The sequence below is a fragment of the Thiocapsa sp. UBA6158 genome, from assembly GCF_002423035.1.
Lineage (GTDB): Bacteria > Pseudomonadota > Gammaproteobacteria > Chromatiales > Chromatiaceae > Thiocapsa.
Map to the genome: position 1 here is coordinate 19,390 of NZ_DIUM01000017.1, position 22,543 is coordinate 41,932.

General features: G+C 66.4%; 21 protein-coding genes and 2 pseudogenes. 10 read left to right on the forward strand and 13 right to left on the reverse strand.

Going from position 1 to position 22,543, the window contains the following annotated elements; genetic code table 11:
* Positions 1-22 precede the first annotated feature (22 nt).
* From rng to rlmH, 3 genes are all read right to left on the reverse strand, one after another.
* Positions 23-1,477, reverse strand: coding sequence for a ribonuclease G (rng, locus tag B4N44_RS02635; RefSeq protein ID WP_093032695.1), 1,455 nt, complete (start codon positions 1,475-1,477; stop codon positions 23-25).
* A gap of 81 nt (positions 1,478-1,558) precedes the next feature.
* The gene (locus B4N44_RS02640) at positions 1,559-2,200 is read right to left on the reverse strand and encodes a Maf family protein (protein ID WP_296696675.1); all 642 of its coding nucleotides are present in this window, start codon (positions 2,198-2,200) and stop codon (positions 1,559-1,561) included.
* A 135-nt stretch (positions 2,201-2,335) separates the two neighbouring features.
* On the reverse strand, positions 2,336-2,809 hold the full coding sequence (gene rlmH, locus B4N44_RS02645) for a 23S rRNA (pseudouridine(1915)-N(3))-methyltransferase RlmH (RefSeq protein WP_296696677.1): 474 nt from the start codon (positions 2,807-2,809) through the stop codon (positions 2,336-2,338).
* Positions 2,810-2,885: 76 nt separating this feature from the next.
* Here rlmH and B4N44_RS02650 point away from each other — a divergent pair.
* Together B4N44_RS02650 and B4N44_RS02655 are read left to right on the forward strand one after the other, a co-directional pair.
* A pseudogene (locus B4N44_RS02650) lies at positions 2,886-3,932 on the forward strand (homocysteine S-methyltransferase family protein); the annotation flags it as partial.
* Between the two features lie 2 nt (positions 3,933-3,934).
* Positions 3,935-4,831: a sulfurtransferase gene (locus B4N44_RS02655; RefSeq protein WP_296696679.1), complete on the forward strand. Its 897-nt coding sequence runs from the start codon at positions 3,935-3,937 to the stop codon at positions 4,829-4,831.
* A 100-nt stretch (positions 4,832-4,931) separates the two neighbouring features.
* On the opposite strand, the gene B4N44_RS02660 is transcribed toward B4N44_RS02655, so the two are convergent.
* The 3 genes from B4N44_RS02660 to B4N44_RS02670 form a co-directional block, all read right to left on the reverse strand.
* Entirely contained in the window at positions 4,932-5,585 is a 654-nt protein-coding gene (locus tag B4N44_RS02660; RefSeq protein WP_296696680.1) for a peroxiredoxin, read from the reverse strand.
* Positions 5,586-6,031: 446 nt separating this feature from the next.
* A complete protein-coding gene (locus B4N44_RS02665; protein WP_296696682.1) occupies positions 6,032-6,166 on the reverse strand; it encodes a hypothetical protein in 135 nt (44 codons plus the stop codon).
* Complete coding sequence (locus B4N44_RS02670; protein WP_296696683.1) at positions 6,163-6,336, reverse strand: hypothetical protein; 174 nt, start codon at positions 6,334-6,336, stop codon at positions 6,163-6,165. The genes B4N44_RS02665 and B4N44_RS02670 overlap by 4 nt, the downstream gene beginning before the upstream one ends.
* Before the next feature lie 469 nt (positions 6,337-6,805).
* On the opposite strand from B4N44_RS02670, the gene B4N44_RS02675 reads away from it, so the two are divergent.
* Positions 6,806-7,465, forward strand: a complete 660-nt coding sequence (locus B4N44_RS02675; protein WP_296696685.1) for a DUF1826 domain-containing protein — start codon at positions 6,806-6,808, stop codon at positions 7,463-7,465.
* A 27-nt stretch (positions 7,466-7,492) separates the two neighbouring features.
* Here B4N44_RS02675 and B4N44_RS02680 read toward each other — a convergent pair whose 3' ends face one another.
* Positions 7,493-8,317, reverse strand: coding sequence for a M48 family metallopeptidase (locus B4N44_RS02680; protein WP_296696686.1), 825 nt, complete (start codon positions 8,315-8,317; stop codon positions 7,493-7,495).
* Between the two features lie 248 nt (positions 8,318-8,565).
* On the opposite strand from B4N44_RS02680, the gene B4N44_RS02685 reads away from it, so the two are divergent.
* The 3 genes from B4N44_RS02685 to B4N44_RS02695 are packed head-to-tail and all read left to right on the forward strand — an operon-like array spanning position 8,566 to position 9,371.
* On the forward strand, positions 8,566-8,733 hold the full coding sequence (locus B4N44_RS02685) for a DUF2237 family protein (protein WP_296696688.1): 168 nt from the start codon (positions 8,566-8,568) through the stop codon (positions 8,731-8,733).
* On the forward strand, positions 8,733-9,125 hold the full coding sequence (locus B4N44_RS02690; RefSeq protein WP_296696690.1) for a VanZ family protein: 393 nt from the start codon (positions 8,733-8,735) through the stop codon (positions 9,123-9,125). The genes B4N44_RS02685 and B4N44_RS02690 overlap by 1 nt, the downstream gene beginning before the upstream one ends.
* 30 nt (positions 9,126-9,155) lie before the next feature.
* On the forward strand, positions 9,156-9,371 hold the full coding sequence (locus B4N44_RS02695) for a hypothetical protein (RefSeq protein WP_296696692.1): 216 nt from the start codon (positions 9,156-9,158) through the stop codon (positions 9,369-9,371).
* Between the two features lie 90 nt (positions 9,372-9,461).
* Here B4N44_RS02695 and B4N44_RS02700 read toward each other — a convergent pair whose 3' ends face one another.
* From B4N44_RS02700 to blaOXA, 3 genes and pseudogenes are all read right to left on the reverse strand, one after another.
* The gene (locus B4N44_RS02700) at positions 9,462-9,746 is read right to left on the reverse strand and encodes a DUF427 domain-containing protein (RefSeq protein ID WP_296696693.1); all 285 of its coding nucleotides are present in this window, start codon (positions 9,744-9,746) and stop codon (positions 9,462-9,464) included.
* Between the two features lie 136 nt (positions 9,747-9,882).
* Positions 9,883-10,479 (reverse strand): SAM-dependent methyltransferase, encoded by a 597-nt coding sequence (locus B4N44_RS02705; protein ID WP_296696695.1) that lies wholly within the window; start codon positions 10,477-10,479, stop codon positions 9,883-9,885.
* A 118-nt stretch (positions 10,480-10,597) separates the two neighbouring features.
* A pseudogene (gene blaOXA / locus B4N44_RS02710) lies at positions 10,598-11,362 on the reverse strand (class D beta-lactamase); the annotation flags it as partial.
* Positions 11,363-12,053: 691 nt separating this feature from the next.
* Here blaOXA and B4N44_RS02715 point away from each other — a divergent pair.
* The gene (locus B4N44_RS02715) at positions 12,054-13,046 is read left to right on the forward strand and encodes an ABC transporter substrate-binding protein (RefSeq protein WP_296696699.1); all 993 of its coding nucleotides are present in this window, start codon (positions 12,054-12,056) and stop codon (positions 13,044-13,046) included.
* Positions 13,043-18,022, forward strand: a complete 4,980-nt coding sequence (locus B4N44_RS02720; RefSeq protein WP_296696701.1) for a response regulator — start codon at positions 13,043-13,045, stop codon at positions 18,020-18,022. The genes B4N44_RS02715 and B4N44_RS02720 overlap by 4 nt, the downstream gene beginning before the upstream one ends.
* Before the next feature lie 125 nt (positions 18,023-18,147).
* Here B4N44_RS02720 and B4N44_RS02725 read toward each other — a convergent pair whose 3' ends face one another.
* Positions 18,148-18,549 (reverse strand): hypothetical protein, encoded by a 402-nt coding sequence (locus tag B4N44_RS02725; RefSeq protein WP_296696703.1) that lies wholly within the window; start codon positions 18,547-18,549, stop codon positions 18,148-18,150.
* Positions 18,550-18,890: 341 nt separating this feature from the next.
* Here B4N44_RS02725 and B4N44_RS02730 point away from each other — a divergent pair, with 341 nt between their 5' ends.
* Together B4N44_RS02730 and B4N44_RS02735 are read left to right on the forward strand one after the other, a co-directional pair.
* Positions 18,891-20,051 carry a hypothetical protein gene (locus tag B4N44_RS02730; protein WP_296696705.1) on the forward strand — a complete coding sequence of 387 codons (1,161 nt, stop codon included), beginning with the start codon at positions 18,891-18,893 and terminating at the stop codon, positions 20,049-20,051.
* 348 nt (positions 20,052-20,399) lie between these two features.
* A complete protein-coding gene (locus B4N44_RS02735; protein ID WP_296696707.1) occupies positions 20,400-20,825 on the forward strand; it encodes a rhodanese-like domain-containing protein in 426 nt (141 codons plus the stop codon).
* A 60-nt stretch (positions 20,826-20,885) separates the two neighbouring features.
* Here B4N44_RS02735 and B4N44_RS02740 read toward each other — a convergent pair whose 3' ends face one another.
* Both B4N44_RS02740 and B4N44_RS02745 read right to left on the reverse strand, forming a co-directional pair.
* On the reverse strand, positions 20,886-21,170 hold the full coding sequence (locus B4N44_RS02740; RefSeq protein WP_296696709.1) for a hypothetical protein: 285 nt from the start codon (positions 21,168-21,170) through the stop codon (positions 20,886-20,888).
* Positions 21,167-22,516, reverse strand: a complete 1,350-nt coding sequence (locus tag B4N44_RS02745; RefSeq protein ID WP_296696711.1) for a GGDEF domain-containing response regulator — start codon at positions 22,514-22,516, stop codon at positions 21,167-21,169. Before B4N44_RS02745 ends, B4N44_RS02740 begins: the two co-directional genes overlap by 4 nt.
* Between the last annotated feature and the right edge of the window lie 27 nt (positions 22,517-22,543).

The following is a 22,543-nucleotide window of genomic DNA, read 5'->3' on the forward strand; positions in this document are numbered from 1 at the left end:
GCCGGACCGTCGAGGGTGAACCTCAGATCAGAACCACGTCATACTGTTCTTGGGTGTAGAGCGCCTCGGCCTGGAGGCGAATGGGACGCCCGATGAAGGCCTCGAGCTCGGCGAGGTGGGCCGATTCTTCGTCGAGAAGCCGATCGATGACCTCCTGCGAGGCCAGCACCAGCAAGGTTTCGACATCGAACTGGCGCGACTCGCGCAGGATCTCGCGAAAGATCTCGTAGCAGGTCGTCTGAGCGGTCTTCACCGAGCCGCGACCGCCGCAGTAGGGACAAGGCTCGGAGAGCACGTGCTCGAGCGACTCGCGGGTGCGCTTGCGGGTCATCTCCACCAGGCCCAGCGAGGAGACCTCGGTGATGTGGGTCTTGGCGTGATCGCGCGCGAGACACTTCTCCAAGGCTCTGAGCACCTGGCGCTTGTGCTCGTCCTCGGACATGTCGATGAAATCGATGATGATGATGCCGCCGAGGTTGCGCAGCCTCAACTGACGACAGATCGCCTGGGCCGCCTCCAGGTTGGTCTTGAAGATGGTCTCTTCGAGGTTGCGGTGGCCGACGAATGCACCCGTGTTGATGTCGATGGTGGTCATGGCCTCGGTCTGGTCGATCACCAGATGACCGCCGGACTTGAGCTGAACCTTGCGCTGCAGCGCCTTGCGGATCTCCTCTTCCACCCCGTAGAGATCGAACAGCGGGCGCTCGCCTTGGTAGTAGTCGATACGCTCCTTGATCTCGGGGATGTACTTGGTCGCGAAGGCCATGGCCTTGTCGACCATCGCCCGGGAGTCGATGCGCACCCGCTCCACCTCGGGCGTCACCAGGTCGCGCAGCGCACGCATGGCCAGCGGCAGATCGTCGTGGACCAGACCGATCTCGGTCGCCGCCGCACAGCGCTCGCGGATCCCGCGCCAGAGCTTGGCCAGAAAGGCCATATCGCGAAACAGCGACTCCTCGGACACGCCGTCAGCCGCGGTGCGCGCGATGAAGCCGCCCTCGCCCTCGTGCGCATCGACATAGCGCTGCAGGATGTCGCGCAGACGGCGCCGCTCGTCCTCGTCCTCGATCTTCTGCGAGACCCCGGTGCTCGCCAGGGCCGGCATGCAGACCAGATAACGCGAGGCCACCGAGATGTTGGTCGTCAGCCGCGCACCCTTGGAGCCCAGCGGATCCTTCACGACCTGCACCACGAGCCGATCGCCCTCGTGCACCAGCTCGTGGATCTGATCGCTGCGCGGCTCGCCTTGAGGGCCCATGATGTCGGAGGCGTGGAGGAAGGCGGCTCGATCCAGGCCGATGTCCACGAACGCCGCCTGCATCCCGGGCAGGACCCGACAGACCCGACCCTTATAGATGTTTCCGACCAGACCGCAGCGCTCGGCGCGCTCGATGATGATCTCCTGCACCACGCCGTTCTCGACCACGGCGACCCGGGTTTCCGGCGGCGTGACATTGATCAGGATCTCTTCGCTCACGGGAACATCGCTCGTTGGCCTGTTTGAATATCGTTTTGAGCCTACCCGCGTTCGTCCCGGAAAGACAGGCGGCAGTGGTTTTCAGACGCGGGGCGAGACTGCGCCCGACGCTGAACCGATCACCTGGATCCCCGCAGCACCAAGCAGGCGACCCGTTTCGAACAGCGGCAACCCCATCACCCCCGAATAGCTGCCCTGCAGCTCGGAGATGAAGAGCGCGCCGATACCCTGAATGGCATAGGCACCGGCCTTGTCGCACGGCTCGCCAGTGTCCCAATAGCTCAGAATCTCGGACTCCTGCAAGGCGCGAAAGGTCACCAGACTGTCGCTCAGGTCGGTCAGCTCGCGCTCGCCCACGATCAGTGCAATCGCGGTCAGGACCCGGTGCGAGCGCCCGGACAAGGTGCCCAACATACGCGCGGCAGACGCCCGATCGGCGGGCTTACCGAGTGTCATGTCTCCGAGGACGACCGCCGTGTCCGCAGCCAGCACCGGCCGCAGCTCGCCCTCGGACACCGCGGCACGGCCCGCACGCGCCTTCTCCAAGGCCACCCGCCGGACATAGGTCTCGGGCGACTCGCCCGGCCGTCGTGTCTCGTCGGTCTCGGCCTCGACCAGGGCCACGCGCATACCGATCTGCTCCAGGAGAGCGAGCCGCCGCGGCGAGCGCGAGGCGAGATAGAGGTGGTGATCGGTTTCGTCGTCGGCTCGGGGTTGGGGCATGGTGGTTGAGCTCAAAGGTTTCGATTGGCGTCCTGCCTCCTGCCTCCTGCCTCCCGCTTCCTGCTTCCTGCCTCCTGCCATCAACCAAACCGAAGCTGGAGGCTGGAGGCTGGCGCCTGGTGGCGCCTGGCGGCTTCAGTCGCCGCGATGGTACGGATGCCCCTGCACCAGCGTCCAGGCGCGGTAGAGCTGCTCGGCGACGATGACCCGCACCAGCGGGTGCGGAAAGGTCAGCCGCGACAGGGACCAGCGCTGATCGGCCCGCGCCAGGCAGGGCTCGGCCAAACCGTCCGGGCCGCCGACCAGCAAGGCCAGATCGCGACCGCCGGCCAGCCAGGCCCGCAGCTGCTCGGCCAGGGTCTCGGTGCTCCAAGACTCACCCGCGCCGTCGAGCGCCACGACACGCGCGCCTTTCGGGATCGCTTTCAGCATGCGGGCGCCTTCATCCGCGCGTGCACGCTCCGCGCCGCTGCCCTTGCCGCGCAGGCCCGGCTCGATCTCGACCACGGAGAGCGCGCACTCGGAGGGGAGTCGCTTGGCATACTCCACGTAACCGGACTCCACCCAGGCGGGCATGCGCCGCCCGACCGCGATCAGTCGAACGCGCATCGGCTCGCGACCGCTCGGACTGACCCGCTATACTCGAACGCCATCTTCATCGATCCTCGCCATCGCCATCGCCATCATGCCAGACACACGCAGCCGAATCACCGACCTCGCGAACCGACGCATCCTCATCCTCGACGGCGCCATGGGAACCATGATCCAACGCTGTCAACTCGAAGAGGCCGACTACCGCGGCGAGCAGTTCAAGGATTGGCCTTCGGACCTCAAGGGCAACAACGATCTGCTGTCGCTGACCAAGCCCGAGGTCATCCGCGCAATCCACGAGCAGTACCTGGAGGCCGGCGCCGACATCCTGGAGACCAACACCTTCAACGGCAACCGACTCTCACAGGCCGACTACGGTCTGCAGGACTATACCGCGGAGATCGTCACCGCCGCGGCCCGGCTGGCCCGCGAGGTGGCCGACGTCTGGACCGCCAAGACCCCCGACAAGCCGCGCTTCGTCGCCGGTGTCTTGGGCCCGACCAGCAAGACCGCCAGCATCTCGCCGGATGTCAACGACCCGGGCGCACGCAACACGAATTTCGACGAGCTGGTCGAGGTCTATGCCGAGGCGACCCGAGCACTCATCGCCGCGGACGTCGACATCATCCTGATCGAGACCATCTTCGACACGCTCAACGCCAAAGCAGCGGCCTTTGCGGTCGATCAGGTCTTCGAGGAAGACGGCATCATCCTGCCCGTCATGATCTCGGGCACCATTACGGACGCCTCCGGGCGCACCCTCTCCGGCCAAACCGTCGAAGCCTTCTACAACAGCCTTCGCCACGTCAAACCCTTCGCCATCGGGCTCAACTGCGCCTTGGGTCCGGATCTGCTCAGACCGCACGTGGAGGATATGGCCCGCATCGCCGAGTCCTACACCACCTTTCATCCGAACGCCGGACTGCCCAACGAGATGGGCGGCTACGACATGACGCCGGCTCAGATGGCCGAGCAGATCGAGGAGTGGGCGCAGTCGGGTTTCCTCAACATCATCGGCGGCTGCTGCGGGAGCACGCCCGATCATATCCGCGCCATCGCCCATGCCGTGGAGGGTAAAACGCCGCGCCGACCGGTCGAAGGGAATCACCGGATGCGTCTGTCCGGGCTCGAGGCATTCAACGCTTGAACGGCGTCCGAGAGAACCTCGTCGACGCGCCGACCTTGCTCGCCGGGATCGAGGATCCGGACCTGCGACTGTTCGACTGTCGCTTCTCGCTGGCCGACCCCGAGGCGGGACGTCGAGCCTATGCGGAGGGCCATCCTCCCGGAGCCTATTACGCCGATCTCGACACGCATCTGTCCTCCCCGATCGGTCCGACGAACGGGCGCCATCCCTTGCCCGATCCAGCGCGCCTCGCCGCCTGGCTCGGCGACTGCGGCGTTTCGCCGCGGACGCGGGTGGTCGTCTACGATGATGTAGGCGGCGGATTCGCGGCGAGGCTCTGGTGGCTGCTGCGTTGGATCGGGCACGATCGGGTCGCCCTGCTCGACGGAGGGCTTCAAGCCTGGATCGCCGCAGGCGGCGCACTGACGGGCGAGGACCCTCGTCACGAGCCAGGGGAGCTGACCGCAAGGCCCGACGACACCCGATGGATCACCACCGAGGCGCTGGCCGCCGAGCTGTCCGCGGGCCGGCCGACCCTGATCGACGCACGCGCACCCGAGCGCTTTCGAGGTGACCAAGAGCCCATCGATCCGGTGGCGGGCCACATCCCGGGCGCCATCAATCTGCCGCTGACGGATAACCTGGATGCGGACGGGCGGTTTCTCTGCGCGGAGCGTCTGCACAAACGCTTCACCCGAGCGATCGGCCCGGCTCCCCCGTCATCCGTCGTGCACAGCTGCGGCTCGGGCGTGAACGCCTGCCACAACCTCTTGGCGATGGAGATCGCCGGACTGCATGGCTCGCGACTCTATGCCGGATCTTGGAGTGAATGGATCCGCTCACCCGAGCGACCGGTGGCGACGGGGTCGGACGAAGGTGATCTCGGGATAGGAACGACCACGGGGCGACTTTAGTCGCCCGACAACACTGACATGCCTTGATGGACACTTCACCGCAAAAAGCCCCGACCTTTCGGCCGGGGCTGTGTACGTCATTCAATCCGGATGCGCAGGCTCAGAGCGATTTCTTGCAGAAGTACCAGTCCACGCACTCGTACTCGCCGCTCGCCACCCGTGCGTTCGCCTCCTCCACGCTGCCCGGCGGGGGGACGATGACCTTCTCGCCCGGCTGCCAGTTCTCGGGGGTGGCGACCTTGTAGGCGTCGGAGGTCTGCATGGCCTTCACCAGACGCAGGATCTCGTCGATGGAGCGGCCGTTGCTCATCGGATAGTAGAGCATGGCCCGCAGCACGCCTTGCGGGTCGATCACGAAGGTGGCGCGCACCGCCGAGGTATCGCTCGCGCCGGGCTGGATCATGCCGTAGGCCTTGGCGACCTGCATGGAGAGGTCGGCGATGATCGGGAAACCGATCTCCACGTCGAACTTCTCCTTGATGTTGCGCACCCAGGCGACGTGGCTGTAGTGGCTGTCGATGGAGAGGCCGAGCAGATCGCAGTCGATCGCCTGGAAATCGGCATGACGGCGGGCGAAGCCCATGAACTCGGTGGTGCACACCGGCGTGAAGTCGGCCGGGTGGGAGAAGAGGACCAGCCACTTGCCGCGATAGTCTTCCAGGGTCTTGCGACCGTGGGTGGTCGGCGCATCGAAGGCCGGTGCCGGCTCGTTCAGGCGCGGCATGGCGGGGGCTGAAGTGGTCTCGTTGGTCATGGTTCAAGCTCCAGGTCTGCAGTGGTTGTTGCGTCGTCCCTCGTTCGAGGTTGATGCTAGGTTAGCGATTGCTGATGGGTGCATAAATTCGTTTGATCCGATGCCAATCATCGTCAAGGACGATTGCGTTATATCAATCGATTCCCGTGAACGATCGAGTCAGGGATGAGGGGAAGCTCTTGAACTCGGGGCCGGTGCAGCGTCTGCGATGGATCCGGATCATCTCCGGCATCGGGGTTCCAGCCGCTCGCGGGCGGTCTTGGACATTCGGAGGTCCGATACGGGCGCGAAGAGGTTATTTCGCTTGGTAGCCTCGGATCGGCGACCGCGCACCCGCCGTGGTCTCGGCCAGGTTCCACAATGCCGATGCCTCGGAGGGGACGTGCCGACCGCGACCCCTTCGGCCCGACGAGTTCGAGGTGACCGGCACCGGCGACACGCAGCCGTTACAGCCGACCGCGATGCAGGATGCGCAGCTCTCCGGCCGGGTCGAACCGCTCGGCGCTGTCAACGGCGTCTTGGGGGTCGGCGCCCGGCAGGGACCGATCTGGATGCTCGGCCCGCTCGAGTGCTGCGCTCATGAAGCGCTCTGCGCGGCGGTGGTCGGCAATCCGGCGGGATCGGCGTGCAGTGCGACGGGTGCGGGATGCAGCGCCGAGGAGGTCTCGGGCGGAGGTGTCGGGGTGTGGGTGCCCATCAAACCGAGCAGGAGGACACCTGTTGCAACCGTACTGATGAGAAGCTCGCGCATGCTGATGGCTCCAGGGTCGAGACGCCCTTGCCGGCGTGTCGACCCGATCGGGTGATCGGGAGGGCGGGGTCGGGCATGGGTGTCCGTCCTTAACACAAATGATAATCGTTCGCTAAGGGAATGCAAGGCCGATCGCTGCCGTCGGGTGAACGGGAGTCACGCAAGGTCGGATCGGCAACCGGCAAGGCGCCTCCGCAGTCCTGGACCCGGGGAGGTTGGACGCGACGCGGGACGCGGGCTGATCCGACGGGTGATGACGTCGATCGGCCGGTCGCAGGTGCGGGCGAGCGCCGACTAGCCGGTTCGCCGCGGGGTTTACGTCTCCAAATGCAACGCTATAACATCATGTGCAGTGCCGTAGCCGAGCCGGTGCGGTGGCCTCGCCCCGCGGTGCAAGAGCGAAGCCCCCCCCGCGCATCCTGTCCGAGTCGCCAAACGGGTCCGACCGTTCAGCCTGGAGGTGTCAGCCATGAGCGCACAGTCTGTGATCCCGAGCGCCGCGCCGCGCGGGCTCGGCGGCCCGAGCGACACGGTGCAGCGGGCCGATACCCTGGCGGACCTGACCCGGATCTTCATGCCCGAGACCCAGATCTGTATCCACTCGCCGCCCGGGTGCGCGAACCTGCTCGGCGCACTCGCGCGCATCCACGCGAGCGGCTGGTCCGGCCTGCGGGCGGTCGTCCCGCGCTGCGCCGACGGCGTTCCCGACATCGATGCCCTGCCGCTGCCGCCGGCGTTTGCGCAGCCGGCGCTTCGGCGCGAGCTTGCCTTCCTGCTGGAGCTCTACGGCGACCTGCTCGACTGCACGGCGATCGGCCTGCGCATCGAGCGCCTGGAGCGCGCCATGTGTCCCGGCTGGCATGTCGACCGCACCGGCATCCGGCTGCTCTGCACCTGGTGCGGTCCGGGGACTGAATGGCTCGATGCTCCCGGGATCGACCCGCGGGGTCTGCCCGGCAGCGCCGCGGGCGCCCCGGCAAGCGGGCAAGCCCGGCCGTTCGACATCCTGCTGCTCAAGGGCAGCGCCTGGCAGGGCAACGCGGCCGGCGGGGCGATCCACCGCTCCCCGCAGGTCGATCCGGGCTCGGGTGCGCGGATCCTCGTGGCCCTGGATGCCCTCTGGGACTAAGGCGGCGAGCGTCACCCGACGTCCGCCTCACGGCGGCGAGCACGCGGGCATACGCCCCGCGGCACGGGCCTGCCGATAGACCTCGACGGCCTGCTCCAGGCCCTCGTCCAGCTCCTCCATACGGTTGTCGTGGGAGGGATGGGTGGAGAGGAAGGCCGGCGGCTGGCTCCCGCCGGCGGCGGCCATGTTGCGCCAGAGCGCCACGCCGGCGCGCGGATCGAAGCCGGCCCGGGCCATCAGGTCGCGGCCGATGCGGTCGGCCTCGCGCTCGTGGGTGCGGCTGTAGGGGCGCAGCAGACCGTACTCGGCGCCGATGCCCAGCGCCCCGCGCAGCACCTCGTGCTGGAGACTCCCCGGCTCCTCGGCGAACAGATCCACCAGCATCAGCCCGCCCTGGACCGCGAGCTCTTGGGTCAAGCGCTCGTTGGAGTGGTCCGCCAGCACGTGCGCGATCTCGTGGGCGATGACGGCGGCAAGCTGATCGGGTGTGCGGGCGACCTGCAGCATGCCGGAATGCACGCCGATCTTTCCGCCGGGCAGTGCGAAGGCATTGGGCGTGGGGTCGTCGAAGACGGCGATGGACCAACGCCCGTGCGGCGGCGGCAGGGCGTCCACCAACGCCTCGGCGACGCAGCCGATGTAGGCGCGCATGTCGGGGTCGTCGTTCAACGGCAGGCTCTGCAGCAGCTCCGCAAAGCCTTGCTCGCCGAGCGCGGTCATCTGCGCCTCCGGCACCAGCGCGACCTGCTTGCGTCCGGTGGGGGACTCCTCGCACCCGGTGCCGAGCAGGGCGGCCGAGAGCAGGACCGGCACGAGGAGGAAGCAAAACGGTTGGGGGCGGCGGGTGGGCATGGCGTGACGTCGGCGCTATGAGGGGCGAGGGGAATGGTCGCAGATCGCGCGCCGCCGAGCGTATCCGTCGGATGGCTGCGCTTCTCGGCAGGGTCTCCACAGGACACGGAGAGTCGCGTATCGCTCGTCGATCCGTGAGGGTATCTTCCGGTTGCCCGGCCGAGTCCGCAGGTCTTGCGTCCGGCGGCGACTGTAGAGACCATCTGACGCGCAAGCAACACGACAACCACGCCAGCCGGAGCGCCTTCATGCCCGAAACCAACACTGTCCTCGCAGAGCCCCTGGAAACCTGTTCGCCGGAGTCGCCAGCCGGCTTCACCCGGTGCGGCACCTGCGAAACGGCGCTGCAGGCGATCGGTTCGCAGACCGTTTGCGACCGGGCGGGCCCGGCATGTCACCCGGTGGATCTCTTCTGATGTTGGTCTTCATGCCGGAGGGGGTGTTTCGGCGAGCCTTTCAGCTGGCGCTCTGGGGTTGCGTCCTGGTGGTGGCCTGGCTTGCGTTCGCGCCGCTCATGGAGCCCGCGGGCTTCTCGTGGGACAAGGCCAACCACGTGCTGGCCTTCTGCCTCATGGCTGCACTGGCCGACGCCGGCTATCCGGGGCGCGACCGGGAGTGGCCGCGTTGGGGACTGCTGCTCGGCTACGGGCTCGTCATCGAGTTGGTGCAGTGGCCACTGCCGTATCGCGAGCTCTCGTGGCTCGACCTCGTCGCCAACCTCGTCGGCGTCCTGCTCTATATCGGCCTGCGCGCGTGGGTCGTCCGGCGCCTGCGGCACCCGCGCGCGCCGAGCCACAGCCGGCCATGAGGCCGGGGCTGAGCGTCACCGGGCAGGTGGATGTTCAGCGCTCCGCCGGGTCTCGTGAACAATAGCAACCCCGAGGTCGTCATGCGTCTCGCCCACCGTCTGCTTCTTGCCCTGCTGATCGTCGTCGTGGACACCGCGGCCTTCATGCTCCCGCTGGCCGCACTGCTGCTCGCGTACGTCCTGCTCGCGCGACCCGCCTGGTTCCGGGACGGGGTGGAACGACTGTATCGCGGGGCTGCGCGTTAGGCGGCGGGTCGTCGCGTGCTGCCGGGGCCAGGCGGCGAACAGCGCCGCACCCTCCGCGTCGGCCACGAACCCGCTCGGTCGCGGGGCCGCTCAGCGCTCCACCGTGACCCCGCGCCAGAAGGCGATGTGCGCGGCGATGCGCGCGGCCGCGGGTTTCGGGTCCGGATAGCACCAGGCGGCGTCGACGTTGCAGTCGTTGCCGACCAGGATGTGGAAGTAGCGGGCCTCGCCCTTCTTCGGACACACCGAGCGCCGCTCGCTGGGCTCGAGCAGATCCTCTCGGACCGACGCGATCGGGAAATAGACATAGCCATCCATCTCCTGGACCTGCTCGCTCTCGGCGATCAGGCCATCCTTCCAAACGGCTTTGACCATGGTGCATGTCCTCCGGGGTGGGTGGCGGCTGCGGGGTGACCCGGTCGCGGGTCGTTAGATGCGCCGTGCCGAGCGGCAACGCCGGTGTGCATGGCGAGTCGGCATCCATCGGCGACGTGCGGCTGGATGGTTCCGATCAATCCTCTGCCGGCTTGCGCCCGAGGATCTGCACGACATGACCGCGCCCCCGATGGTAGCGCCCTTCGAACACCTCGCGCTCGTGCTCGCGCGCGAGCTCGAAGACCAGGCCGGCGAGCTCGGCCTCCAGGGTGGCGAGGTCCATGGTCAGCTCGGCCACGGGTGGGCCGCCGGTGCCCAAACGCAGCTGCTCGGGGGTGTAGGCTTCCAGGATCAGGACCCCGCCCGGTCGCAGCCCCGCCACGACGCGCCGGTGCACCGCCCGGCGCAGGTCCGGCGGCACATGGGCGACGTTCGAGACGATCCCCGACCAGGTGTCGGGCGCGATCTCGAAGTGCGCAAGGTCGCTGCAACGGGTCTCGATCCGCACCCCGCGCTCGGCGGCCAGACGCCGGGCCTTCTCCAGACCGACGCTCGAGGCGTCCATCGCGGTCACCGCATGGCCGCGCGCGGCCAACCAGACCGCGTTGCGCCCTTCACCCTCGGCCAAGCACAGCACCGGACCGTCCGGCAGCCGATCCGCCTGCTCGATCAGGAAGTCGTTCGGCGCGGTGCCGTAGGCATAGTCGTCCTCGGCGTAGCGTTCATTCCACACGTGCGCGATGCTCCTCTTGCGTTGTCGTCGCGGACTTTGCGGCAGCCGGATCATGCGTCTTGCCCCCGTCGTCGCGGTTGATGGCGGACGCTGCCGTGGGCGGCTCGATGATCCGCTTCGCCTGCAATCCGGCGCGCACGAGATCCCGACGCAAGGACAGGTCGGCGGCACCCCGGATGTCCATGTTCAAGGCGAAGATCCAGGTCGCCTCGGGCGTCTCGGTCTCGACATACCCGACATACCAGCCGATCTGCGGCGTGGCACGTGCGGCCCAACCGGTCTTCGCGAACAGACGGTGCTGCTCGGTCGTTTCGGCGAGCATGACCCGGCGCAGGCCCGCGTAGGCAGAGTCACGATACGGCAGGGTGCGCAGAATCACCCGGCGCAGGAACTCAACCTGCTCCAAGGCACTGATGGTGAGGGCGCCGTCGAGCCAGAAGGCCACGGGATCGAACGGCTCCGCCAGCTCGCCGTAGCCCGCGCGCGCGAGGTGGCTGCGGTAGCGCTCGGCGCCGATCTGTCGAGCCAGGCTCTGATAGCACCAGACGCACGAGGTCGCAAAGGCACTGGCGAGGGTGTGATCGCGATTCCAGTCGGGCATGTCATGCACGCGACCGTCCCACGGGATCAGAGCATCGGGTCCGGCAACGACGCCCTCCTCCAGTGCGATGAGGGTGTTCAAGATCTTGAAGGTCGAGGCCGTCGGGAACCGTTGCGCGGCCCGCGAGGCGTTGTGCACATGCACCGAGTCGCCGTCGAGGTCGGCGATGACGAGGGTGCCCTCGACGCCGGCCGCGGCGAACAGCGCGGCGAGGTCGGCGTCCTCGGCGTGAGCGGGTGCGGCGATGACGAGCGCCGCGAGCAAGAGAAGAAGCCGTGGCATCGGGAGATCCGGGTTCGGGTGAGCAACGGCGCGAGCTTACACCGGGTGGTCGGCATGCAGGCGGGTCATGATGCCTCGGAAATCGCCCGGGATCGAATCCCGTCCACGCCAAATCCTCGACGACCTGCTCGCAGGATGCCGTGCTTCTAGGCTATGGTTGAAGTCCATTTGCTGCATCGCGAGAGCATCGTTATAGACGAGACCGACATGTCGAACATCGAGACCGAAAAGACCCGGCGCCATGCCAGCGCGGAGCATCCGACCGGTGCTCCTGCACCGAACGCCAAACCATTGCATGACAAGACCCCCTCGCCCGCGGCGTGACGCAGCACGATTTCGAGTGCATCCTTGCCAACTCACGCGGCTCGAGCCTGCAGACCAACCCCATCGAGCCGAGCGACAGCGAGATCCAACGGATCCTGCAGGAACGCTGCTGACCCCGGTCGACCCGGGGGATAGAGAACCATGCACGTCGCGTGCGGCCTCAACCCCTCGGGAGGGACCGGTTTCGCGAACACGTCCAAGCGACGCGGCGAAACCCTGTGCTATATTTTTTGCACCGGTCACGCAGTCAACGAACCTGTCGGGCGCGGCGACGCCAGACCAAGCCCGACTTCCCGGAGCGATTAAGAGCAACGTCACCTGATTCATTCCCCCTGCCGCGCGTTTCCTATTAAGGAGTATCAGCGCCTTGAATGCGGTTGATATCCGTCGATTGATCAGTCGGCGCAGCCTGTTGCGACTGGGGGTACAGGGTGTTGCGTTCGCCGCAGTCGGCGCTCTTGCCGGTTGTGCGCGCTCGCCGCTGCGGGTTGCGGTCTCGCCTTGGGCGGGCTATCAGTTTATCGCGCTGGCCGAGCAGGAGGGCTGGTACGCACCCGATCAGGTGCAGCTTGTGAAGACCGCGACGCTCGGCGAATCGGCCAAGGCATTGGCTGAAGCGCGGGTTGATGGTGCAGCGCTAACCCTGGATGAGGTGCTGACCCTGCGTGCCGACGGGGTGCCTGTGGAGGCCATCCTCATCATCAATGTCTCGGCCGGCGGGGATGCGCTGCTGACCCGACCGGGTCTGGGCAGCTTGGCTGATCTCGCCGAAAAACGCATCGCCGTTGAGGACTCGAGTCTCGGTGCGGTGATGCTTCACCACGCCCTGCAGGCCGCCGGACTCGCCCCGGATGACGTGATCATCGAGTCGATGCAATTCGATCATGTCGCGGCCTGGGAGCAGCTTGCCCCCGATGCCATCTTGACCTACGAACCGGCGTTGACCCGTCTGGAGGCGCAGGGACTGGTCCGGCTCTTCGACAGCCGCGAGATCCCAATGCGGATCCTGGACGTCCTGGTCGTGCGCACCGGGACGTTGCAGCGCCAGGGCGGCGCAGTCCGCGAACTGATCGCCGGCCACTTCAGGGCGCTGGATCTGTGGCACAGCAATCCCCTCGACACCGGCTATCGTCTGGCGCATCTACTGGGCGTTCAGGTCGAAGACGTCAAACGCATCTTCGGCGGTCTGGATCTGCCCGACGCCCTCTATAACCGTCAATATCTGTCGCCGCCGGCCATTGAGCTGACCCGAGCGGCGCGCGAGATCGCCGAGATCATGACGGAGGCCGACCTGCTGCAGCGGATGCCGCCTCTGGATGGATTGTTTCGGCCCGATGGCTTGCCGGTGGAGCCGGCATGATCCAGCGACTGGCCAATTGGGCGCTGCTTGTTCTGTTCCTCGGCGGGTCGGCGGCTTCGGCCGAGCCGGCCCGAACACTCCGTGTCGGGATCCTAGCGGCCGGCCCGGTCGTTGAGGAGCAGGCGCGCTGGGCGCCATTGGCCGAGCGCCTGGAGCAGCAGCTCGGCGACGTCAGCGTCACGGCCCGGGTGCTCGGATACGCGGAGCTCAACCAGGCCATTGTCGCGCGTCAGGTGGATCTGCTCATCACCAATGCAGTCGATTACCTGGCACTCAATCATCGCATCGGCCTCTCTGCGCCTTTAGCGAGCCTGGTCGAGCTTGCCGATGGCAAGCCGCAGCGTGGCTATGGCGGCGCCATCCTGGTCCGCAGCGAGCGCACCGACCTGCAGCGTCTGGATGATCTGGCAGGCAAGCGGATTGCGGCCATCGATTCGCATCTGTTGACCGGTTTCACCGCGCAGGTCTACGAGCTGTTCAAGGCCGGTGTTCGCGTTCCGGAAGATATCGAATCGCTAAGCATTGATGTATCGCCCGACACCGGGCTTATCGCCTTGCAGACTGGGCAGGTGGATGCCCTGTTTGTGCGCGGAGGTGTACTCGAGCACTGGGAACGCGACGGCCGGGTCTTGCCCGGCACGCTTCGAGTGCTCGCGCGGCGAGATCCGCCAGGTTATCCCCATGCCTTGTCGACACCGCTTTACCCCGCGCGACCCGTGCTTGCCATGCCCCAGCTTGACGAGGATCTGGCCAAACGGGTCACTGCCGCGCTGCTGACAATGCCGAGCGGCAGTGTGCCGGATCTGCACGGCTTTACCTTGCCTTACGAGTACGAATCCGTTCGAGCCCTCCTGCGTGCGCTCCGGCTGCCGCCCTATGACACCGAATCGGTGCTGACCTGGGCATGGGTTTGGGACGAGCATCGCACCGGCCTGATCGCCGCCATGGTCGGCGCTGCGACGATCCTGGCCCTCCTGTTGGTTCTGACCATCTATGCCGCGCGGCTACGCACTGCGCGCGCGCAGAGCGAACGGCATGCGCTGGCGTTGGATGAGGAGCGCAGCCGCCTGGGTGTCCTGCTCCGAACATTGCCTGATTTGGTGTGGCTCAAGGACAGCGACGGCATCTTCCGATTCTGCAATCCGAACGTCGAGGCACTGCTGGGTGCCGGTGAGAACACCATTGTCGGCAAGCGCGTGGTCGACTTCTTCGACCCGGATCTCGCCGAGCGCCTGCGCGTGAAGGATGACGCGGTTCGCCTGACCGGTGTGACCGACTCCAGCGAGGAATGGCTGCCGCACCGCGGGCGCGGCGACACCCGCCTGTATGAGACCACGCGCACCCTGGTCACGGATTCGCATGGCCACACCGTCGGGGTGCTGGGCGTCGCCCATGACATCACCGAGATGCGCGCCACCCAGATTGCCTTACGCGAACGGCTCAAAGAGCAGGAGTGTCTCCAGGCCGTCCTGCGCGCGACCGAGTCGATGGAGACGCCGCAAGAGGAGATGCTGCGCGCGGTTGCCGCGCTGTTGCCCGGCGCATGGCTTCACTCGGACGTCGCCGCCGCGGCGATCCACTGGGACGGCGAGTCCTTCGCCACGGCGGGTTTCACGACCGCAGCGCCCGCGCGCCTGATGGCGCCGATACGGATCGGGGATGCCGTCCGGGGACATGTCGGCGTGGTGTATCTGCAGCCCTGTACGGAGCAGGACGAGGGGCCTTTCCTCACGGGCGAGCGCGCTCTGATCGACGCCGTTGCGGCGCGTCTGATCAGTGTCCTGGAACGTCGCATCGCGGCTGCCGCCGCGCTGGAGCGCGAGGCGATCCAACGTGTTGTCGTTGCGCGTGCCGAAGCGAGTCTACGCGCGAGCGAGGAGCGCTTTCGTCGGCTTTTCGAGGACACCAAGGAGGCTGTTGTCCTCATCGAGGACGGGCGCTATGCGCATCCGAATCGGGCGACGCTCGAGATGCTGCGGATGGATCATGCGGAACAACTCGAAGGGCTCACCCCCGCCGAGCTGTCTCCCGAGTATCAGCCCGATGGCCAGCGCTCCGCTGTGAAGGCCGAGGCCCTGATCCAGAGAGTTTTCGACGAGGGGGCGCTGCAGTTCGAGTGGGAGCACGTGCGTGCCGATGGCGAACCGGTCCTCGTGGAGGTACTGCTGACGCATATCCGACAGCCCGAGAAGAGGCTGCTGCACGTGGTGTGGCGTGACATCACCGAGAAAAAACGCGTTGAGCAGGAGCTCGACAACTACCGCCATCATCTGGAAACCCTAGTCGTCGAGCGCACCAGGGCACTCGACGCATTGAACGCTCAACTCAAGCAGAGCGAGGAACGCTACGCCTTCGCATTGGAGGCGAGCAACGACGGTCTCTGGGACTGGGATATCCGCACCGATCGCACCTATTACAGCCCCGCCTATTTCGGGATGTTGGGGTACCAGCCCGGCGAGCTCGACGACGAACGGCCTGATCTGTTGTCGGAACTCGTACACCCGGATGATCGCGCCCCGGTCCTTGAGGCCGTTCAAAACAGGTTGATGGTCGAGGGTGGCTATGAGATCGAGTTTCGCATGCGTGCCAGGGATGGAGAGTACAAATGGATCCTCGACCGCGGTAAGGTCGTTGCTCGCGACGAGGCCGGCAAACCGATCCGCGCGGTCGGCACCCACACCGATCTGAGCGCACGCAAACAGATCGAAATCCAGTTGCGCGAGGCCAAGGAGCAGGCCGAGTCCGCCAGTCGGGCCAAGAGCGCGTTCCTGGCGAACATGAGCCATGAGATCCGCACACCGATGAACGCCATCATCGGTATGTCGCATCTGGCACTCAAGACCGACCTGACAACCGGGCAGCGCGGCTATGTGCGCAAAATTCTCGGTTCCAGCCAGCACTTGCTGGGCATCCTCAACGATATCCTCGATTTCTCCAAGATCGAAGCCGGCAAGCTCACGGTCGAACAGCACGAATTCGAGCTCGAAGGCCTCTTCGATACCTTCGCCAACCAGCTCAACGAGCAGATCGGTCGAAAGGGCCTGGAGATGGTCATCGACATTGGCCCCGAGGTGCCGCGCTGGCTGATCGGCGATGCCCTGCGACTCGGCCAGGTGCTGATCAATCTGGGAAGCAACGCAGTGAAGTTCACCGAGCAGGGTGAGATCGACATCGTCGTCCGGGTCGCGCGGCGCACATCCGACGAGGTGTTGTTGCGCTTCGAGGTTCGCGACACCGGTATCGGTTTAACCGATGACCAGCGCGCCCTGCTGTTTCGCAGCTTCCAGCAGGCCGACAGCTCCACAACCCGCCGATACGGCGGCACCGGACTGGGTCTGGCGATCTGCAGGCGTCTCGTCGAGTTGATGGGTGGAGAGATCCATGTCGACAGCACGCCGGGCGAGGGCAGTACCTTCTGGTTCACTGTTGCGCTCGGGATCGGCCGCACCGAAGCGCGCCTGCTGGTGCCGCGTCCCGATCTCACCCACTGTCCGGCACTCATCGTCGACGATCACGACTACGCCCGGGCAATCCTGCGCGACATGCTCGCGAGCATGACGTTCGAGGTGACCGAGGCGGATTCCGGTCCGGCCGCGATCGATGCGGTCGACCGTGCCGCTCGGGAAGGTCGGCCTTTCGCCTTGGTCTATCTCGACTGGCGGATGCCGGGTATGGACGGACTGGAGGTTGCTCGGCGAATCCATGCGCTGCGGCTCGATCCGGAGCCGAAACTGGTGATGGTGACCGCCCACGGCAAAGAGGAGCTGATCGCGGACGCCCGAGCGGCCGGGGTCGCCGATGTTCTGATCAAGCCGGTCCACGCCTCGATCCTGTTCGACACCACGATGGATATCCTCGGCGGGGAGGTCCGCAGTTCGCGCGACCCCACCCCCGGAACGCACCCGGAGCTGGCGCAGCTCAAAGGCATCCGCGGGGCGCGCCTGCTGGTCGTCGAGGACAACGAGCTGAACCAAGAGGTGGCGATGGAGCTGCTGACCGGCGCAGGCCTGCTGGTGGACCTCGCCGAGAATGGGGCGATCGCGCTCGAGAAGGTACAGCAGACTCAGTACGATCTAGTGTTCATGGATATGCAGATGCCGATCATGGACGGCATCGAGGCCACGCAGGCGATTCGCAAGCTCCCTCAATTCGCCGTTCTCCCGATCGTCGCCATGACCGCCAATGCCATGGCCGGGGATCGTGAGCGTTGTTTGCAGGCCGGTATGAATGATCACCTGTCCAAGCCGATTGACCCCGAAGCGCTTTGGGCCATGCTGTTACGCTGGATCAAGGCAGGTGAAGGTGACGGCGCCGTCGGATCCGCTTCCGATAGACAAATTCAGATGCCGCACGCGGCCGGCCCGGTGCTTGAGCGTTTTGCCGGGATCGATGGACTCGACACGGCGACGGGGTTGCGCCAGGCACTGGGTCGGTCGGCCCTTTATCTCTCGCTGCTGCGCAAATTTATCGCAGGACAGCAGGATTTCGCGGTGCGATTCGACAGCGCTCTTGCTGTCGGCGACCGGTCCAGCGCGCAGCGCGACGCGCACACGCTTCGGGGCGTCGCAGCGCAGCTCGGTGCCATGAGGCTGGCCGAGCTGGCCGGACAACTTGAGCAGAGCGTTCGTGAGGATGCACCCGCCGCCTTGCTCGATGCGCCGCGGGCCGAAATCAAACAATGCCTGGGCGAGCTGATCGCGGCCATCGCCGCACGGTTGCCGGAGCATGACGTCGAACCACTGCCCCAGACGGCGGTGGATCCGGCCGAGATGCGTGCGAGCTGCAAAGCGTTGGCCCGTCTGCTGGCCGACGACGACTTTGCAAGTGCCGGGTTGCTCGAGAAGAATACCACCGCGCTGCGTGCGGCCTTGGGCAGTCAGTTCCCGGCGATCGCTCAGGCCATTGATCACTATGACTTTGCCGCCGCACTCACCATCCTGACTCAAGCCATTCCCGAGCTGGATACGTTGGACTGACGCTGAACTCGCGATCGCGAAGCATCCCTTCGACGGGCTCAAGCGCCATTGCGGGGAAACCGGGGACTGACCTGGAGGTGCCGAGCGGCGCGAGGGTCGCCGCTCGGCACAGGTGCACGGGAGGTTCAGCGACCGCGAGGCACGACATCGACAACACGCACCCAATCAGTGCCGACGAACGGCTCGCCGTCGCAGGTGACCCCGGTCAGCATCAAGGCATTCTCGCCACCGATGATCAGGCCATCCAACGACTTGACGGCGTTGATGCCGAATTTCGCGACGAAGTTGCCTTGATCGTCGGCCTTCCAGCTCGCGATCGGCACCGAGTTGAGGAACACCGAGTGGACATCGACCGACGCATAGGGGAGATCGGTGTGCACCGTGACGACGTTGCCCTGGCTGCCGATATTCAAGACATTGGGCGAGACCTGAATCATGGTCTCGAGCCCTTGGGCCTGCCAAGCCAACGCGGTGAGGACGAGACCTGCCAGTAAAGAGGCGATACGGATGATTCGCGACGTGGACATGATGACGCTCCAGTGATTGTAAACACGCGGGTTCGTCGCTCGGTTATCGTCCGCCGTCTCGAGTGTGCAATGCGGCTCCTATTCCTTTTGCGCTCGCCTCATCCCGGGATAACCATGCGGCGCGGTTTCTCCAACTCCTTGTTTAAATATAGTTCATTCGGCCCTGGAATACGACCGAGGCCGGAAAACCGTGAGCGCGCGAGAGTCTGCCCTCGGGGGTGGCGAGCTGCTCCGGGTCGCAGCGACGCCGTGGCGTGCATGGGCTGACTAGACTCAAGGTGGGTCGTCGCCCGCCAAGCGTCGGGCAGCGTTTTCTGCTTGTTCCATCGAGGAATGCGGCCATGCGAGCCGGTGAGTCATCCCATGCCATCGCGGACCGGGCTGCGCACCGGGCGCGTGTCCTCATCGGTGGCGTCCTCGCCCTGACCCTGCTGATGGGCTGCGCGGTGGCGGTGTCACCGAGCCGATCCGCCGCGACCGAAGCGGACGCCGGTTCGATCACCACCCCGCCGCCCGGCAGTCGGGAGCGGCGCGCGATCCTGGATGCACTGCGCGCTGAGCTGTCCCACCTGACCGGGCCGGATCTGGTGTTCGTGGTTGCGCTGCTGCGGGTGCGGGCGGATTGGGCCTGGGTCGAGGCCGAGCCACAGTCGTCCGACGGCTCGAACCGCCACGAGACGGTCACCGCGCTGTTGCAGCAACAGGACGGACGCTGGGTGGTGCGGGTGCTCGGCCCCTGTGATACGGAGGACGACCCGACCTGCGCCGAGCACGACGACCCCGCGCGGCTGGCGGCGCGCTTCCCCACGCTGCCGCCGGAGCTGGTGCCGCGCGCGAGCGACGACCCGGAGGAGGCGGGCGCGACGACGGATGGCTGCCGCCCCCCGCGTCTGGTGCGCTCCCCCGCCGATTGGGCCGAGGTCTTCGCCACGCTCGAGTGGTCCTCGCCGCGCGTCTCGCCCCCGTGGTGGAGCGCGCCCTCGGATGATCTGCGCATCGTGGGCCGGGTGGTGCTCGACAGTGCCCGGATCCCGCGCGATCCAGCCTGTCGGGAGGGCGACGACTGCCGACCGCGAGCGGTCCTGGCGATGCCTCCCGCCGCTCTGCCGGGGGTGCGCTGCACGCGGCCACTGAAGCTTGAGATCGAGACCTTCTGCGAGCGGCTGGAGCTGCACGACACCCTGGTGCGGTGGCGCGCCTTCCGCTGGAGCCTGCCGCCCTGGTTCTCCGGGACGATCCCGGTGGTGCAGATCATCCCGGCCTGCGCGACGCCCTGCCCGCCGGGGCAGGTCCGCTGTGCGCGGGATCAGACCTGCTGGCCCTCGATCGAGGCGCATTGCCTGGCCTGTCTGCGCAACCCGCCCGTCGTCTGCGCCTGCCGGGACGCATCGGGTGTACGACCCGACAGGGCCGCTTGTACCTATATGATCAGCAATGATCAGATGGGGAGCGGGCAGTGCCAGCAAGGGCGCTGTGTGAACGATGATCCCAGATGGCGCTGAGCCTGTGGTCGGGGCCAGGGACGGCCCCGTGGACGCCGCAGGCAGGTGGCCGGCGCGGGATGCGCTCCACCCCTCGGGGGGTGCTCGACGTTGGGGGGATCGAAGCGAGGTCGTGGCCCGCCGGTGTTGGGCATCGTGTGCCGATCACCGGCGGGGCACGTGATAGGGCCATACCGCAGCAGTGCCGGGCGTCGAGTCGAAGCGCGGGCGGGTTGGATACCCCAAGTGCGCGTGTCAAGGATGATCAGGGCCTGTCGCCGAGCTGCAATCAGTGGCTGTCGCGAATCCTCAATGCGCTGGCGCGGCGAAGCTGCTGCAATATCTCGTTTCACTGCCGAGAGAGGCGAGATGTATAACCTTCCGACCCCTGAAACCCCGTTGACCCTCATGGACTTCGTGACCGCGGCAAAGGCCTGCATCACCGAGCTGTCCCCCCAAGAGCTGCGGCAGATGCAGCACACCGCGGACGATCTGCTCATCGTCGATGTGCGGGAGTCCTCGGAGCATGAGCAGGGTCACCTCGAGCAGGCCATGTTGGTGCCGCGCGGCATCCTCGAGGCCGCGGCAGACCCGACCTATGAGAAGCATCTGCCGCAGCTTGCCGCTGCTCGCGAGCGTCCCGTGGTGCTCTACTGCGCCACCGGCGGACGCTCGGCGATGGGTGCGGCGGTCCTGCGGATGATGGGCTTCAAATCCGTCTACAGCCTTGCCGGTGGCTTTGGCGGCTGGGAAGCCGAGGGCTTGCCAGTCAGACGCGAAGCCCGCTACGTTTAGCTCCCTGGCTGCCGTCGGCCGCATCGACCACCGAGCCCGTGCCGCAGCAGCGCAGCCGGATCAGGCGTCGTGTGCCTGTTCAGGCGCAGCGCGCAGGCGCGGGCGGACTCTCGGTCGGCGATGTGGGTCGGGTCGGGGTACGCCCTCGCGACCCTGGTGCGCTCTCAGGATCGCGCGGACCTCGCCGCCAGCCACCATCCGAATCCGCAGCTCGGCCGCCGGGTCCGCCAGGGCCGCATCGCAGGCGCGCAGCGCCGCCGGAAAATCGAGCGCGGCCAGCGACGTGGCGATGGCTTGAGTCGTGGCGGGTCCATCGTGACCATGAGCGCTCGTCTCATTCATCATGTTTGCTCGGGATGACTGCCGGTGCCTGCTTGCGAGTCGCCCGGGAAGAGCCTCACCCCGTCTCCCCCGGCCTGTTTGGCCAGATACATGCTTTCATCGGCATGCCGGGCCAGGGTGATGGCGTCCTGGGCATGATCGGGAAAGAGGGCGACGCCGATACTGGCCGAGATGTTCAGGGTCAGGCCAGCGAGTGTGAAGGGCTGGCTCAAGCTGTGACGGAGCGCATCGGCGACCCGGGTCGCGTCGTCCGCGCCCGCGACCTCGTTCAGAAGGATGACGAACTCGTCTCCGCCGATTCGCCCCACCGTATCCGAGGTGCGGACCCGCGTGGTCAGACGCTCGGCGACCGCTTGCAGGAGCTGATCACCGACGGCATGTCCCCGGGTATCATTGATCGGCTTGAACTTGTCCAGATCGACGAACAGCAGCGCCAGAAGGGTGCCGTGACGGCGCGCCGAGGCCAGGGCTTGGTCGAGCCGCTCGAAGAAGAGGACCCGGTTGGGCAGATTGGTCAGCACGTCGTGATTGGCCATGTAGGCCAGCCGCTCATGGGCCTCCCTGCGCTCGGTGATATTGAGCTTCACGGCGACATAGTGCGTGATCTCGCCGCGCGCACCCCTCACCGGCGCGATATGGGCCTCCTCCCAATAGACCTCGCCGTTCTTGCGCCGATTGATGAGCTCGCCGACCCAAGCCTGGCCGCGTGCGAGACGCTCCCAGAGTCCTCTGAACAGGACTGGATCGGTCAGCCCTGACTGGAGGATCCGCGGATTCTGGCCCAGGATCTCCTCGGCCGAGTAACCGGTCTCCTGCGTGAAATAGGGATTCACGTATTGGGTCTTGCAATCACGATCAGTGATGATGATGGAGGTCGGGCTCTGCTCGACGGCTTGCCACAGCACCTGCAACTGCGCATGGGCCTGGGCGATCTCGGCCAGGCGCCCTTGCAGCTCCCGGGTCTGGCGGCACAACTCCAGTTGCAACCGCACCCGCGCCCGGACCACCGCCGCGTTGACGGGCTTGTGGATGAAATCGACCCCGCCGGACGTCAGGGCGCGGGTCTCGCTGTCGGCGTCGGTGCGGCCCGTGACGAAGATCACCGCGATGTCGCGTGTGGCCGGATCCGCCTTGATCCGTTCGCAGACCTGATAGCCGTCCAGGCCGGGCATCAAGACATCCAGGAGGATCAGCTCCGGCAGCGCGCCCTGCTGGAGGAATTCCAGGGCCTGGTCACCGGAGGACGCGATGCTCACGTCATAGTCCTGGTCCAGGATCTCGAGCAGGACCTCGAGGTTGGTCGGGGTGTCATCGACAATGAGGATGTGGGCGGGATGATCGGTGTGCATCGACGGCCTTGATCATCGGTTGGTCCA

What these genes read in the sequence shown, in the direction of transcription:
- B4N44_RS02670 (WP_296696683.1), bottom strand. Translation starts at nt 6,336, where the DNA reads ATGCGCGAGCTTCTCATCAGTACGGTTGCAACAGGTGTCCTCCTGCTC.
- B4N44_RS02700 (WP_296696693.1), bottom strand. Translation starts at nt 9,746, where the DNA reads ATGGTCAAAGCCGTTTGGAAGGATGGCCTGATCGCCGAGAGCGAGCAG.
- B4N44_RS02740 (WP_296696709.1), bottom strand. Translation starts at nt 21,170, where the DNA reads ATGATGAATGAGACGAGCGCTCATGGTCACGATGGACCCGCCACGACT.
- B4N44_RS02735 (WP_296696707.1), top strand. Translation starts at nt 20,400, where the DNA reads ATGTATAACCTTCCGACCCCTGAAACCCCGTTGACCCTCATGGACTTC.
- B4N44_RS02695 (WP_296696692.1), top strand. Translation starts at nt 9,156, where the DNA reads ATGTTCAGCGCTCCGCCGGGTCTCGTGAACAATAGCAACCCCGAGGTC.
- B4N44_RS02690 (WP_296696690.1), top strand. Translation starts at nt 8,733, where the DNA reads ATGTTGGTCTTCATGCCGGAGGGGGTGTTTCGGCGAGCCTTTCAGCTG.
- B4N44_RS02725 (WP_296696703.1), bottom strand. Translation starts at nt 18,549, where the DNA reads ATGTCCACGTCGCGAATCATCCGTATCGCCTCTTTACTGGCAGGTCTC.
- B4N44_RS02745 (WP_296696711.1), bottom strand. Translation starts at nt 22,516, where the DNA reads ATGCACACCGATCATCCCGCCCACATCCTCATTGTCGATGACACCCCG.
- B4N44_RS02680 (WP_296696686.1), bottom strand. Translation starts at nt 8,317, where the DNA reads ATGCCCACCCGCCGCCCCCAACCGTTTTGCTTCCTCCTCGTGCCGGTC.
- B4N44_RS02660 (WP_296696680.1), bottom strand. Translation starts at nt 5,585, where the DNA reads ATGACCAACGAGACCACTTCAGCCCCCGCCATGCCGCGCCTGAACGAG.
- B4N44_RS02675 (WP_296696685.1), top strand. Translation starts at nt 6,806, where the DNA reads ATGAGCGCACAGTCTGTGATCCCGAGCGCCGCGCCGCGCGGGCTCGGC.
- B4N44_RS02685 (WP_296696688.1), top strand. Translation starts at nt 8,566, where the DNA reads ATGCCCGAAACCAACACTGTCCTCGCAGAGCCCCTGGAAACCTGTTCG.
- B4N44_RS02720 (WP_296696701.1), top strand. Translation starts at nt 13,043, where the DNA reads ATGATCCAGCGACTGGCCAATTGGGCGCTGCTTGTTCTGTTCCTCGGC.
- rlmH (WP_296696677.1), bottom strand. Translation starts at nt 2,809, where the DNA reads ATGCGCGTTCGACTGATCGCGGTCGGGCGGCGCATGCCCGCCTGGGTG.
- B4N44_RS02730 (WP_296696705.1), top strand. Translation starts at nt 18,891, where the DNA reads ATGCGAGCCGGTGAGTCATCCCATGCCATCGCGGACCGGGCTGCGCAC.
- B4N44_RS02640 (WP_296696675.1), bottom strand. Translation starts at nt 2,200, where the DNA reads ATGCCCCAACCCCGAGCCGACGACGAAACCGATCACCACCTCTATCTC.
- B4N44_RS02665 (WP_296696682.1), bottom strand. Translation starts at nt 6,166, where the DNA reads ATGAGCGCAGCACTCGAGCGGGCCGAGCATCCAGATCGGTCCCTGCCG.